We start from the raw sequence: 11795 nt of genomic DNA on the forward strand, positions 1-11795 counted from the left end.
TGACCATGAGCATCGAGACCAAAGTTCCTGCCGGTGAAGACCTGCTCGCCGAAATCGACCGTCTGCGCAAAGAGCGCAATGCCGTGATCCTCGCGCATTATTACCAGACCCCCGATATTCAGGATATCGCCGACTATGTCGGGGACTCGCTCCAGCTTTCGCAGATGGCGGCGGAGACCGATGCCGATGTCATCGCCTTTTGCGGTGTGAAATTCATGGCCGATACGGCCAAGATCCTGTCGCCCGAAAAGATCGTGGTGCTGCCAGACATGGATGCAGGGTGCAGCCTAGAAGACAGCTGCCCGCCGGAAAAGTTCAAGGCTTTCCGCGAAGCCCACCCCGATCACATCGCGCTCACCTACATCAATTGCTCGACCGAAGTGAAAGCGCTGTCGGACATCATCGTCACCAGTTCGAGCGCGGAAACAATCCTTCAGCAGATCCCTGAAGATCAGAAGATCATCTTCGGCCCGGACCGTCACCTTGGCGGATACCTCTCGCGCAAATTCAATCGCGAAATGCTGCTGTGGCCGGGCGTGTGCATCGTCCACGAAGCTTTTAGCGAAACCGAGCTTCTGAAGCTCAAAGAGGAGCACCCCGACGCGCCCATCGCTGCGCACCCGGAATGCCCGCCAACCATCGTCGATCACGCCGATTTTGTCGGCTCGACCAGCGGAATCCTGAAGTTCGCGCAGGAATTCGAAGGCGACACGCTGATCGTCGCGACCGAGCCGCACATCATCCACCAGATGGAAAAGGCGCTGCCGGAGAAGAACTTTATCGGCGCACCCGGGGCGGACGGCAATTGTTCGTGCAACATCTGTCCGTACATGGCGCTCAACACGATGGAGAAGCTCTACGTCGCGCTGCGCGATCTGGAACCGCGGATCGAGATCGAGGAAAATCTCCGTTTGAAGGCTAAGGAAAGCCTCGACCGCATGCTTGAGATGGCGAGCAGCAGCGTCGGCAAAGGCGATATCGGCGCAGTCGAGATCGAGGATATTCCCGAAGACGAAGTGCCCAGCGGGGACTGATCAGCGTGGGCCATTTCGGCGTCTCATGCGTTTAACCGCGCATGACCGCTGAAATTCGCTTTTTCTGGGCGCGCCTTAACGCCAATTACTGGTTCTATCCGGCCCTCTTTGCGATTCTTGCAACTTTGCTCGCTTTCGCAATGGTCTATCTCGACCGGTATGGTTTCTCCGAATTTTTGAACGACACCGATTGGCTCGTCCCGGTTCGCCCGAGCGGGGCTTCGGACATTCTCACAGTCATGGCCGGCGCAATGATTGGGGTCGCCTCCACCGTGTTTTCGATCACGCTCGTCGCGGTGACCTACGCCAGCGGCAATTACGGCCCGCGGCTGCTTACCAACTTCCTCGAGGACAAGGGCAATCAAGTCAGCCTGGCGACCTTTATCGGCACCTTCGTTTACACGCTGATCGTACTGCGCGCAGTTCGCGCCGAGGGAGAATCGCCTGCCTCTGCCGGTCAGGCGGGCGCGGACATGCTGCCCGGTTTCGCGCCGCAATTGTCGCTGCTCGTCGCCTATATTCTCATGGCGGCATGCGTCGCGGTACTGGTGTTCTTCCTCAACCACGTCCCTTCCTCCATCCGCATCAACAAGGTCTTGGAAGCGATCGGGCGCCGCCTGCTTGATACGATCCGCGAAACCTACCCGGTTGAGGATTCCTTTGCAGATGCCCGCGAGGGCGAAGGCGGCGAGACGGTGACGGCATGGGCGACCGGATATGTGCAGCTGATCGATTTTGAAGATCTGGAAAAGAAGGCTCGCGAAAGCGATTGCGTGTTCTCGCTGCGGGTGCGCACGGGAGACTTCGTCCACCGGGGCCTACCGTTGATGGACGTGAAAGGCGCCGATCCCGAGGAGATCGAAGAGCGCGTTCGCGAGGATATTACCCTCGGCCCGGTGCGAACGCCGGAACAGGATCCGCAGTTCCTTATCGATGAGCTGGTCGAGATCGGCCTGCGCGCGCTTTCCCCTGGCATCAACGATCCTTTTACGGCGATCACGGCGCTGCATTGGCTTGGCGCGGCAGTTTCCGACATCGGGCGGCGCGATCTGCGCAAGGACGTGTGCGGAGAGGATGCGGAGGATTGCCCCGTCATCCCGCTCGCCGACAGCTTCGATCATTATGTCGGGCGCGGTTTCGGCTCAATCCGTAGCGCTGTCGCCGCGAGTTCCAATGCCTGTCTGGTGATGCTGGATGTGCTCGCCGACGCCGCTCTGCCGATCCCCCATGACGGACGCCGGGGGCTTCTGCGCGAAGAGGCGCGTTTGCTAATCGAACAGGCCGAAACCGAGCTAGCGGGACCTGATCTCGAACGCGTCCGCGAAAAGCACCAGGCGTTCAAAGAGCGTTTCTCACAAGTTCGCTAGGGTTCGCGGGTATCGGCAGATGGTTTCGCCTGACTTGCGCGCGCCACCACCAACGCGCAGCCGAGCAGCATCATCCCTGCGATATCGAGCGGGGTAAGCACTTCACCGAAAACGCTAAACCCGATCACCGCGGCAATTGCAGGCTGGGTCAACAGCGCCAAGCCAATCACCAACGGCGGGAAATGGCCGAGTGAAAAGACCAGCAGACCCTGTCCGATTAGCTGACTGGTAATGAACAGCACGAGGATCGGCGTCCAGTCCTTCGGCCACACCGGCTCTCCGAGCGCGATAGCGAGCATAAGCAGCACCGGGCAGGCGAAAATGCTGACCCACACGAGAAGGCTCCATGATCCGAAGCGCGCGCGCTCCCCTTGCAAGGTGACGAGATAGACCGCGTAGAGCACGCCCGCCGTCAGGCAGAACAGGTCTCCGATGAACGTTTCGGCGGAGATTTCGAGACTTCGCCCGAGCAGGATGCCCGCCCCGCCCAGCGCAAAAACGATAGCGAGCCATTCGCTGCCTCGCGGCAGCATCCGGGCGGCAACAAAGCCCCAGAACATCAGGATGATCGACCCCGCATTGCCGAACAAGGTCGCATTGCCCAGCCGGGTCAGCCCGATGCCGACATGCCAGCTGGCAAGGTCCAGCGCAAAGGCCGTCGATCCGACCGCGACCAGGATCAGCGTCTTGCGCGGCATTCCCAACAGCGGCTGCGACGCCATCTTCGCGAATACGATAAGGAACGGCAGAGCGAGGAAGACGCGCCAGAAAGCGGCGGAGACGGGACCGGTATCGGCCAGCCGCACCAGCCACGGCCCCAGCGCCAGTGCGATGTTACCAGCGAGCAGTGCGGCGAGCAGCAAGGCTGCGCGCGCATCATAAAGTTTTGCTTCGCGGATCCCCTCTTTTTCCATGGTTGCGCCCTAGCGCGCTCGTCTCCAAGTGAATAGCCAAGCAATACAGCAGGAGGATACACCGCTATGCACGACGTTCTGTTCCAGCCGCTCACCATGGGTGCCCTACAGGCGAAGAACCGCATTTTCATGGCCCCGCTCACTCGCGGGCGCGCTGCCGATCCGATGTTCGTGCCCAACGAGATGATGGCGACCTATTACCGCCAGCGCGCCGGTGCCGGGATGATCCTGACCGAGGCTACGGGGATCAGCCGCGAAGGTCTGGGCTGGCCTTCGGCACCCGGTATCTGGAGCGATGAGCAGACCGAAGCGTGGAAGCCGATTACCAAGGCCGTTCATGACGAAGGCGGCCTTATCGTCATGCAGCTCTGGCACATGGGGAGGATCGTCCATCCGGTTTTCCTCGATGGCAACCCGCCCTTTTCTGCCAGCGCAACGACTGCGCCCGGTGAAGCGCACACGCCCGAGGGCAAGCAGCCCTACGCCGAGGCGCGGGCCATGACGAAGGAAGATATCGACCCGACGATCGCCGATTATCGCCGCGCGGCGGAGAACGCGAAGAAGGCCGGTTTCGACGGCGTCCAACTGCACGGTGCGAATGGCTACCTGATCGACCAGTTCCTGCGCGACAAGACCAATTTGCGCACCGACGAATATGGCGGATCGCCTGAAAACCGCACGCGGCTTATGCGCGAAGTGCTGGAAGTTCTTATCGAAGTGTGGGGCGCGGACCGCGTCGGTATCCGGCTTTCGCCCAATGGCGACTCGCAAGGAACCGACGACAGCAACCCCGCCGCGACTTTCGGTGCCGCTGCCAAGGTTTGCGAAGAGCTCGGCCTGGCATTCGTCGAATTGCGCCAGCCGGGGCCCGATGGGACTTTCGGCAGCACCGATGTTCCGAAGCAGGATCCCGTCATCCGGGCGAATTACACCGGGCCGCTGATCCTGAATTCCGACTATTCCGCGCAGGAAGCCGCCGACGATGTATCGAGCGGACGCTGCGAGGCAGTGACCTTTGGCCGGCCGTATATCTCCAACCCAGATCTTGAAAAGCGGATCGCTGCCGGAGCGCCGTTCAATCCGAACAAGGACGTGCCGAAAAGCTGGTACTTCCCGATCCCGCAGGGCTACATCGATTATCCGACTATGGAGCAAGAGAAGGCCGCGAACGCAGCCTGATCAGACCCTATTCACCCTCTTCCTGCACCGCTGGCGGCGCCGGTGGTGCAGGCTGGGGCGGAGCGACAGGCAGGGAGCCTCCTTCGCCATTGCTCGCAGCGTCAGCCGCCTGCGTTCTTTCGCTCTCAGCCTCCCCGTCGTCATCGCCATCGTCCGAAGTCGTCGTTGATGTGGCTGCCTCATCCACGGGTTCGATCGGCGGGGACTGCGATGTCAGCTGATCGAGAGGCAGCATGTCGTCGCTGATCGAACCGCCCAGTACATTGCCGGTCACCTCGCCGCCCTCATTTGCCGCGGTGTCTTCGCCGGAGGGATCATCGCTCCCACAGGCGGCTAGCAGTGCGAAAGCCGCACAGGCAGTGATCGATCGCTTCATCATGTCGCCCGCGCCTTTCGCGCAGATTTGTCGAGCGCGTCAAGAAAGCTCTGTGAACGGGCGATCAAGGCCTCGTCCCATTCCTGAGGCGAGATCTGTTTCCCGAGCCTCGCCATGCTGGTCACGCCAAACTCTTCGATACCGCACGGCACAATCCCTCCAAAATGCGACAGGTCCGGGTCGAGATTGACGGAAAATCCATGCATCGTCACCCAGCGGCGGACACGAACGCCGATTGCGCCGACCTTGGCCTCGCGCCCGTCGATATCCTGCGTCCAGATGCCGACGCGCCCTTCCGCTCGCCAGCTGTCGATCCCGAAATCGCCGAGCGTGTCGATTACCCACCCCTCGATCGCATGGACGAAGCAGCGCACATCCTTGCCGCGCTTGTTTAGGTCGAGCACGAGATAGCCGACCCGCTGCCCCGGACCGTGATAGGTGTAGCGCCCGCCGCGCCCGGCTTCGACAACTTCGAAGCGCGGATCGACAAGCTCGCTGGGATCGGCGCTGGTGCCGGCGGTGTAGACCGGCAGATGTTCAAGCAGCCAGATCAGCTCAGCGGCATCGCCTGCGGAAACAGCCGCATTGCGCGCCTCCATCTCATCGAGCGCGGCACGATAAGGGATTTGAGCGCTCTCGCGCCGCCATTCCATGGGACCAAAACCATCCTGCTGATGAGCGATGCTTGCCATCCCTTGTTGGTGGGGGCATTGAGTGTTCAGATCAAGGGACAAGACGCGAGATGCGCGCGGGGGATCGATGAATTTTGATATGAACAAGATATGGTCGCGCGCGATGGAGCTGGTGCGCGACAATTTCCAGTTTCTGGTGGTGATCGCAGGCATCTTCCTGTTGCTGCCGACGCTCGCTGCTTACCTGCTCATCCCCGATTTGCAGGCGGTCATGGACCCCGCCGCCGATCCCGAGGTTCTTGCAGCGCAGCTTCAGGACAAGCTTGGACCGCTCCTTGGAGTGGGGATCGTCGCGATGATATTCCAGTTTGCAGGTTACGGCGCGATGGTTGCTCTGATGGGCAATGCGCGGCCGACCGTCGGCGACGCACTGAAGGCAGGCTTGAAAGTCGTGCCGAGCACTTTCGGTGTGCTCGTTATCTTCATCCTTGCGTATGTTTTGAGCGCAATCGTGATTTCGGTGCCGGTCGGCATTATTGTCAGCCTCTCGGGGCTCGCGTCCCTGGCCTTCATCGCGGCCATCGTGGTTCTCGCGTTTGTCGTCTTCCTGCTTGCAAGAATGTCGATGAGCCTGCCCGTCCTCGTGCTGGAAGGGACGCTCAATCCTATCAAGGCGGTTTCGCGCAGCTTCCGCCTGACGGGCCCGAAAAAGTGGTCGATCATGCTGTTTTGGGGCGTCTTGTTCGCAGCATATATGGTGGTCGCGCTGCTTCTCACTTCGATCTTTGGCCTGATCGCAGCGCTCGCTGGCGACAGCGTGGTTGCCATGCTGATCCTCGGGCTCACCAACGGGTTGCTGGGCATGGGCATCGGCATGATCGTATCCGGACTTGCGGTCGCCATGCACGGGCAGCTCGCCGGACCGAGCGAGGCGGAGCTGACGTCTACCTTTGAATGAGTTCAGTCAGCCGCGCTCAGGCGCTTTCCATGCCCAGTACAATTTGCAGGGCAGGATGTTGAGCCATTCGAAGCCCGCGTCGATCCGTTCGAAATAGGGTGCGGATTCGTCCCTCACTGCAGAGGTAAACTGGTAGGCGAGAAAGCCGCCGCCGGGCTTCAGCACATCATGCGTCGCCTTTGCGATGGCCGAGGCGACGCCTGCGGGAAGCGTCGAAAAGGGCAAGCCGGAGAGGACGTAATCGGCCTGACCCAGACCGAGATCGCGCAGGATCTGCTCGACATTTTCCGCTGATCCCAAGACAGCGTGGAACCGTTTGTCGCGGATCGAGCGATTGAGGTAGTCGATGTAGATCGGGTTGGTATCGATCACCACAAGCGCGCCGTCGCCGCGCAATTTATCGAGCACGGGACGGCAGAAAGTGCCGATTCCGGGACCATATTCGACGAAGACCTCGCATTTTCCCCAATCGACCGGCGCGAGCATTTGCCGAACGGTGAAGCGGGAGGATGGAATGATCGATCCGACCATCCGCGGGTGCTCCAAAAATCCGCGAAAGAAGACGGAGCACTGCGCCGCATAATCGCGCCATCTTGCGCGAAAACCGCCGCGTTTTCCGAGTGCTACGTTGTTGCCGGTCATATTCCTCTGCCGCCCGGCCCTGCCGGATCATCGATTGAAAACAGAGCCTTCGGTTCGCAGACTGCATATCCGTTTGCAAGTCCCCAGCCGCTGGCTTAGCCAATCCGCCTGATGGCCGACGTCGAACCTCTTCCGAGCGTAACCGCACCCCGGCCCGTGTCGCGCGGGCGCATGGCGCTGCTCTTCACGGTCATGCTGGTCACGGCGGCGGGCAATACGGCGATGCAATCGGTCATGCCGTCGATCGGCACCGCGCTCGACGTGGACGATGTCTGGATCAGCTTAGCCTATAGCTGGTCGGCGTTGCTGTGGGTCGTGTGCGCCCCGATCTGGGCCGACAGGTCCGACCGGCGCGGGCGCAAGGCGATGATGGCGCTGGGTCTTACTGGCTTTATCGTGTCGATGGCGCTGTGCGGCCTTGTACTGTGGGCCGGTCTGTCGGGCTGGATCACCGCGTTCTGGGCACTGATCGCGTTCGCGGCCGCGCGCAGCCTTTATGGCGGGTTCGGCAGCGCGGCCCCTCCCGCCGTTCAGGCCTACGTTGCCGCGCGAACTCCGCGCGCCGAGCGGACGCAGGCGCTTTCGCTGATTGCATCGAGCTTTGGCCTCGGCACGGTGATCGGCCCCGCGCTTGCGCCGCTGATGGTGCTGCCTTTCCTTGGCCTCGGCCTGACAGGGCCCTTCATCTGCTTCGCAGTGCTCGGCCTCGCCGCGCTGATCCTGCTGCGCCTGCGCCTGCCCAATGATGAGCCGCAATTCCCCGCGCGAGGCCGCGCGTATGATGCACCCTATGCCAATGGCTCGGGAGGCGCGCCGCATGAGCATTACGATCACGATGACGACGACGATCAGGAAAGCGGGCCCGCGGCGTTACCGGACGCGCCGGTCAAGCGCCTGCGGTGGTTCGAGCCTCGATTGCGCCCCTGGGTCATCTCCGGGCTGATCGGGGGTCATGCGCAGGCGATGGTGCTGGGCATATCGGGCTTCCTCGTCCTCGACCGCCTTGGCCTGCGCGATAGCCCGGCGGAGGGCGCAGGCCCGGTCGGTATCGTGCTGATGAGCGGAGCCATCGCGACATTGCTGGCGCAGTGGGGGCTGATCCCGCGTTTCGACCTGGGCCCGCGAGCGGCCACTTTGTCCGGTATCCTCGTCGCGGCGGCGGGGGTCGCCTTGCTTGGCGCGGCGGGCGATCTGCACATGATCGCGCTGGGTTACGCCATCGCCTCGCTTGGGTTCGGATTGTTCCGGCCCGGCACGACGGCAGGGACATCGCTGGCGGTATCGCGCGCTGAGCAGGGACAAGCCTCGGGCATCGTCGCGTCGGTTGCCGGAGCGAGCTTCATCTATGCGCCCGCGCTCGGCGTGTGGCTTTACAATGTCAGCGACTGGCTCGGCTTCGGGCTCATCATCGCGCTATGCCTGATCGTGGCACTGGTCGGCGCTCGGACGCTCCAGCTCGACAGCAAGCTGACCCGCGAGAGCGCCTAAAGCAGCTTATGCACCTCATCCTGCGGACGGCAGATCGCCACGCCCTTTTCGGTTTCGACCAGCGGGCGGTTGATGAGTATCGGATCGGCCACCATCGCATCGAGCACGGTGTCGGCATCCGCATCGGGCAGGCCGCGCTCCTCGGCATCGGTTCCGCGCAGCCGCAGGCCTTGCGCAGGGGTGATCCCTGCATCCTTGTAAAGCTGTTTAAGCTTGTCTCGCGTAGGCGGGTTCTTGAGGTATTCGACGACCGTCAAATCCACGCCGTCCGTGTCCTCAAGAATCGCGAGCGTCTTGCGCGACGTCCCGCATTTCGGATTGTGCCAGATGGTCGCTTTCATGCCCTGATCTCCTAACCGTTTCGATTCAACGCGCTAACCCGGGCGCGACTTGTTTGCCACATCAAAGACCTTTTGCGATCTTTTCTCAATTACAGCTTGCAGTTGCGAGTAAGTTGCAATAGCAGCCTTTCAACGGACGGAAGGAAATTACCCAAATGATTCATCGCCTCTCGCGCGCGGCGCTCCTGCTTGGCTGCGCCACTTTTGCATTCCCGGCAGCTGCAGAAACTACAGACAGCGCTGCGGACTCGGTCGATTACGGCGACCGCGAAATCGAAGTGCGCGGCGATGTTCTCTACAGCGATCAGCTCAATTCGGTGAAGACCCCGACACCGGTTATCGATGTCCCGCAATCGGTTTCGATCGTCACGCAGGAACAGATCATTCAGCAGGGCTTCGACAGTATCGCCGATATCGTCCTTTACACGCCCGGCGTCACCAATTCGCAAGGCGAAGGCCACCGCGACGCAGTCGTATTTCGCGGAGTGCGTTCGACCGCCGATTTCTTCGTCGACGGCGTGCGCGATGACGTGCAGTATTACCGCAGCCTCTACAACCTAGAACAGGTTGAGATCCTGCGCGGTCCGAACGCGCTGCTGTTCGGTCGCGGCGGAACCGGCGGCGTGCTGAACCGCGTGACCAAGAAGGGCGCAATCGGCCAGCAATTTGTCGGCTATCTCGGCTCGGTCGACACCTTCGGTGCCTTCACCGGCCAGATCGACGTCAACTTTGCCACCAGCGAGAGCACCGCGCTGCGCATCAACGCAGCCTACGAAGACCTCAACAATCAACGCGATTTCTTCGATGGAGAGCGGATCGGGATCAACCCGACCTTCCGTGCCGAGCTGGGCCCGGCAACAATCATCGACCTGTCATACGAGTTTATCGACCACGAACGCTTCATCGATCGCGGTATTCCCGCGACCGAAGCGGGCCTGCCGGCTGAGCAATTCGACCGCATCACTTTCGGCGATCCGATCGACAATTTCACCACTCTCGAAGCCCATGTCTTCCGCGGCACGATCCAGCACGCCTTTTCCGAAAGCTTCAAAGGGAATTTCACCGCATCCTACGGTGATTACGACAAGGTCTATTCCAACCTGTTCCCGGTCGGTTTCGATGAGACCGCAAACGAAGTCGCGCTCGATGGCTATATCGACACCACCCAGCGCGAAAACCTGATCCTGACGGCAAACCTGATCGGCGAATTCGAAACCGGCAGCATCGGGCACACGATCCTGTTCGGCGGTGAGTTCATCGACACGGTCAACAACAACGACCGCTTCAATTCCTTCTTCGACCAGACGCAGGATGACGTCGAGTTTTTCACTCCTGTCCGCCCGCTGGCGATCCGCGGCGGTGTCGGCGTCAATTCATCCGGCGAAACCACGGTCAACACGTTCTCGCAGCTGAACGACGACACCGAAGCCGATGTGACCGTGTTCTCGCTCTACATCCAGGACGAGATCGAACTGACCGACTGGCTCAACGTGGTACTCGGCGCGCGCTTCGACAGCTTCGACATCACGGTCGACAATATCGAGACGTTCATCGACACCGGCGTACGCGACATCGCGACGCGGGTCGATGAGGAAATTTCGCCGCGTGTCGGCGTCATCCTCAAACCGCAAGAGAACATCTCGATCTACGGCAGCTATTCGGAAAGCTTCCTGCCGCGATCGGGCGAGCAGTTCGCCGACATCAATCCGCCGGACGACGCGCTCGATCCCGATACGTTCGAAAACCTCGAGCTCGGGCTGAAATGGGATATTCTCGACGCGCTGAGTTTCACCGCCGCGATCTTCCGCATCGAACAAAGCTCGCCGCAGGTGGCAGACGATGATCCGGGCACGCTCGATATCATAGACAGCGAAATCGAAGGCGTCGAACTGCAGCTGCAGGGCAACATCACCGATCGCTGGTTCTTCACCGCAGGGTACAGCTACCTCGACGGCAACCAGGTCGATGCTTTCGGCGTCGAAGGAAACCGGGTGCGCGAACTGCCCGAACACATGCTCAGCCTGTGGAGCACGTATCAGGTGACCGACCGGTTCGGTCTAGGCGGCGGCTTCACTTTCCAGGATGAGAGCTTCGCGGACAATGCGAACACTGTGACCCTCCCCGATTACATCCGCTTCGACGCGGCAGCGTATTACGACGTGTCCGACCGGGTGCGCCTGCAGGTGAACATCGAAAACCTGTTCGACGAGGATTACTTCCCCAACGCACACATTGCCGACAACATCACCGTCGGCGCACCGCTCAACGCACGCTTTACGGTGACAGGCCGGTTCTAAAAGTTCAGGAGCCGCCGTCCGGATCGGAGGGCGACGCTCTGAGCGCAGGGACGCTGGCCGCGGCATCGGCGGCGCTGATACCCGGTGCGGGGGCGGCGCTGATGCTTTCGCCGCGGCGCATTACGCGCCCGGCCCGCTGGATCGCCTCGACTAGCCGGGGATAGACACCGCACCGGCACATATTCGTGATCGCCGCTTCGATCTCGGCCTTGCTCGGCGCAGAATTGCGATCGAGCAGAGCGGCTGCCGCGATCACGATGCCCGGCGTGCAATAGCCGCATTGGATCGCCTGCTCCGCCACCATCGCCTGCTGGACCGGGTGGGAGCGATCTCGCGACAGGCCTTCGATAGTGGTGATGAAGCGTCCTTCAGCCTCGGCAATGGTGATACGGCAGGATCGCAGCGCCGTGCCATCGACGAGCACCATGCATGCACCCACGCAGTCGCCGCCGCCGCAGCTCTTGGTGCCAGTCAGATTGGCAGCTTCACGCAGCGCGTAGAGCAGCGGCATTTCGGGATCGAGGTCGAATTCGACCGGACGATCGTTCACTGTCATGCGCGGCATGG

General features: G+C 61.4%; 12 protein-coding genes. 6 read left to right on the forward strand and 6 right to left on the reverse strand.

What is annotated here, in order from left to right; translation table 11 throughout:
• Positions 1–5: 5 nt before the first annotated feature.
• Both nadA and IB285_RS10880 read left to right on the forward strand, forming a co-directional pair.
• The gene (nadA, locus tag IB285_RS10875) at positions 6–1034 is read left to right on the forward strand and encodes a quinolinate synthase NadA (RefSeq protein ID WP_190788198.1); all 1029 of its coding nucleotides are present in this window, start codon (positions 6–8) and stop codon (positions 1032–1034) included.
• Positions 1035–1075: 41 nt separating this feature from the next.
• Complete coding sequence (locus tag IB285_RS10880) at positions 1076–2401, forward strand: DUF2254 domain-containing protein (RefSeq protein WP_190788199.1); 1326 nt, start codon at positions 1076–1078, stop codon at positions 2399–2401.
• Here IB285_RS10880 and IB285_RS10885 read toward each other — a convergent pair.
• Positions 2398–3315, reverse strand: coding sequence for a DMT family transporter (locus tag IB285_RS10885; RefSeq protein WP_190788200.1), 918 nt, complete (start codon positions 3313–3315; stop codon positions 2398–2400). The two genes, IB285_RS10880 and IB285_RS10885, sit on opposite strands and share 4 nt — an antisense overlap.
• 66 nt (positions 3316–3381) lie before the next feature.
• Here IB285_RS10885 and IB285_RS10890 point away from each other — a divergent pair, with 66 nt between their 5' ends.
• Positions 3382–4494 carry an alkene reductase gene (locus tag IB285_RS10890; RefSeq protein WP_190788201.1) on the forward strand — a complete coding sequence of 371 codons (1113 nt, stop codon included), beginning with the start codon at positions 3382–3384 and terminating at the stop codon, positions 4492–4494.
• Positions 4495–4501: 7 nt separating this feature from the next.
• Here the strand turns inward: IB285_RS10890 and IB285_RS10895 are convergent, their stop codons facing one another.
• Together IB285_RS10895 and lipB are read right to left on the reverse strand one after the other, a co-directional pair.
• Complete coding sequence (locus IB285_RS10895) at positions 4502–4873, reverse strand: hypothetical protein (protein ID WP_190788202.1); 372 nt, start codon at positions 4871–4873, stop codon at positions 4502–4504.
• Complete coding sequence (gene lipB / locus IB285_RS10900; RefSeq protein ID WP_190788203.1) at positions 4870–5562, reverse strand: lipoyl(octanoyl) transferase LipB; 693 nt, start codon at positions 5560–5562, stop codon at positions 4870–4872. The genes IB285_RS10895 and lipB overlap by 4 nt, the downstream gene beginning before the upstream one ends.
• Before the next feature lie 79 nt (positions 5563–5641).
• Here lipB and IB285_RS10905 point away from each other — a divergent pair, with 79 nt between their 5' ends.
• Positions 5642–6460, forward strand: coding sequence for a hypothetical protein (locus tag IB285_RS10905; protein WP_190788204.1), 819 nt, complete (start codon positions 5642–5644; stop codon positions 6458–6460).
• Between the two features lie 6 nt (positions 6461–6466).
• Here IB285_RS10905 and IB285_RS10910 read toward each other — a convergent pair whose 3' ends face one another.
• The gene (locus tag IB285_RS10910; RefSeq protein ID WP_190788205.1) at positions 6467–7102 is read right to left on the reverse strand and encodes a class I SAM-dependent methyltransferase; all 636 of its coding nucleotides are present in this window, start codon (positions 7100–7102) and stop codon (positions 6467–6469) included.
• Positions 7103–7213: 111 nt separating this feature from the next.
• On the opposite strand from IB285_RS10910, the gene IB285_RS10915 reads away from it, so the two are divergent.
• Positions 7214–8590, forward strand: coding sequence for an MFS transporter (locus tag IB285_RS10915; protein WP_190788206.1), 1377 nt, complete (start codon positions 7214–7216; stop codon positions 8588–8590).
• Here IB285_RS10915 and arsC read toward each other — a convergent pair.
• Complete coding sequence (arsC, locus tag IB285_RS10920; RefSeq protein WP_190788207.1) at positions 8587–8931, reverse strand: arsenate reductase (glutaredoxin); 345 nt, start codon at positions 8929–8931, stop codon at positions 8587–8589. The genes IB285_RS10915 and arsC overlap by 4 nt on opposite strands.
• A 155-nt stretch (positions 8932–9086) precedes the next feature.
• Here arsC and IB285_RS10925 point away from each other — a divergent pair, with 155 nt between their 5' ends.
• A complete protein-coding gene (locus IB285_RS10925) occupies positions 9087–11228 on the forward strand; it encodes a TonB-dependent receptor (RefSeq protein WP_190788208.1) in 2142 nt (713 codons plus the stop codon).
• Positions 11229–11232: 4 nt separating this feature from the next.
• Here the strand turns inward: IB285_RS10925 and IB285_RS10930 are convergent, their stop codons facing one another.
• A complete protein-coding gene (locus IB285_RS10930) occupies positions 11233–11793 on the reverse strand; it encodes a (2Fe-2S)-binding protein (protein WP_190788209.1) in 561 nt (186 codons plus the stop codon).
• Positions 11794–11795 lie beyond the last annotated feature (2 nt).

Origin of the sequence: Erythrobacter rubeus, from assembly GCF_014705715.1 — a bacterium.
Taxonomy (GTDB): domain Bacteria; phylum Pseudomonadota; class Alphaproteobacteria; order Sphingomonadales; family Sphingomonadaceae; genus Erythrobacter; species Erythrobacter rubeus.

Excerpts from the sequence above, each read along its gene's own strand:
- IB285_RS10910 (WP_190788205.1), bottom strand. The coding sequence starts at position 7,102 with ATGACCGGCAACAACGTAGCACTCGGAAAACGCGGCGGTTTTCGCGCA.
- IB285_RS10915 (WP_190788206.1), top strand. The coding sequence starts at position 7,214 with ATGGCCGACGTCGAACCTCTTCCGAGCGTAACCGCACCCCGGCCCGTG.
- lipB (WP_190788203.1), bottom strand. The coding sequence starts at position 5,562 with ATGGCAAGCATCGCTCATCAGCAGGATGGTTTTGGTCCCATGGAATGG.
- IB285_RS10905 (WP_190788204.1), top strand. The coding sequence starts at position 5,642 with ATGAACAAGATATGGTCGCGCGCGATGGAGCTGGTGCGCGACAATTTC.
- arsC (WP_190788207.1), bottom strand. The coding sequence starts at position 8,931 with ATGAAAGCGACCATCTGGCACAATCCGAAATGCGGGACGTCGCGCAAG.
- IB285_RS10880 (WP_190788199.1), top strand. The coding sequence starts at position 1,076 with ATGACCGCTGAAATTCGCTTTTTCTGGGCGCGCCTTAACGCCAATTAC.
- IB285_RS10930 (WP_190788209.1), bottom strand. The coding sequence starts at position 11,793 with ATGCCGCGCATGACAGTGAACGATCGTCCGGTCGAATTCGACCTCGAT.
- nadA (WP_190788198.1), top strand. The coding sequence starts at position 6 with ATGAGCATCGAGACCAAAGTTCCTGCCGGTGAAGACCTGCTCGCCGAA.
- IB285_RS10885 (WP_190788200.1), bottom strand. The coding sequence starts at position 3,315 with ATGGAAAAAGAGGGGATCCGCGAAGCAAAACTTTATGATGCGCGCGCA.
- IB285_RS10895 (WP_190788202.1), bottom strand. The coding sequence starts at position 4,873 with ATGATGAAGCGATCGATCACTGCCTGTGCGGCTTTCGCACTGCTAGCC.
- IB285_RS10925 (WP_190788208.1), top strand. The coding sequence starts at position 9,087 with ATGATTCATCGCCTCTCGCGCGCGGCGCTCCTGCTTGGCTGCGCCACT.
- IB285_RS10890 (WP_190788201.1), top strand. The coding sequence starts at position 3,382 with ATGCACGACGTTCTGTTCCAGCCGCTCACCATGGGTGCCCTACAGGCG.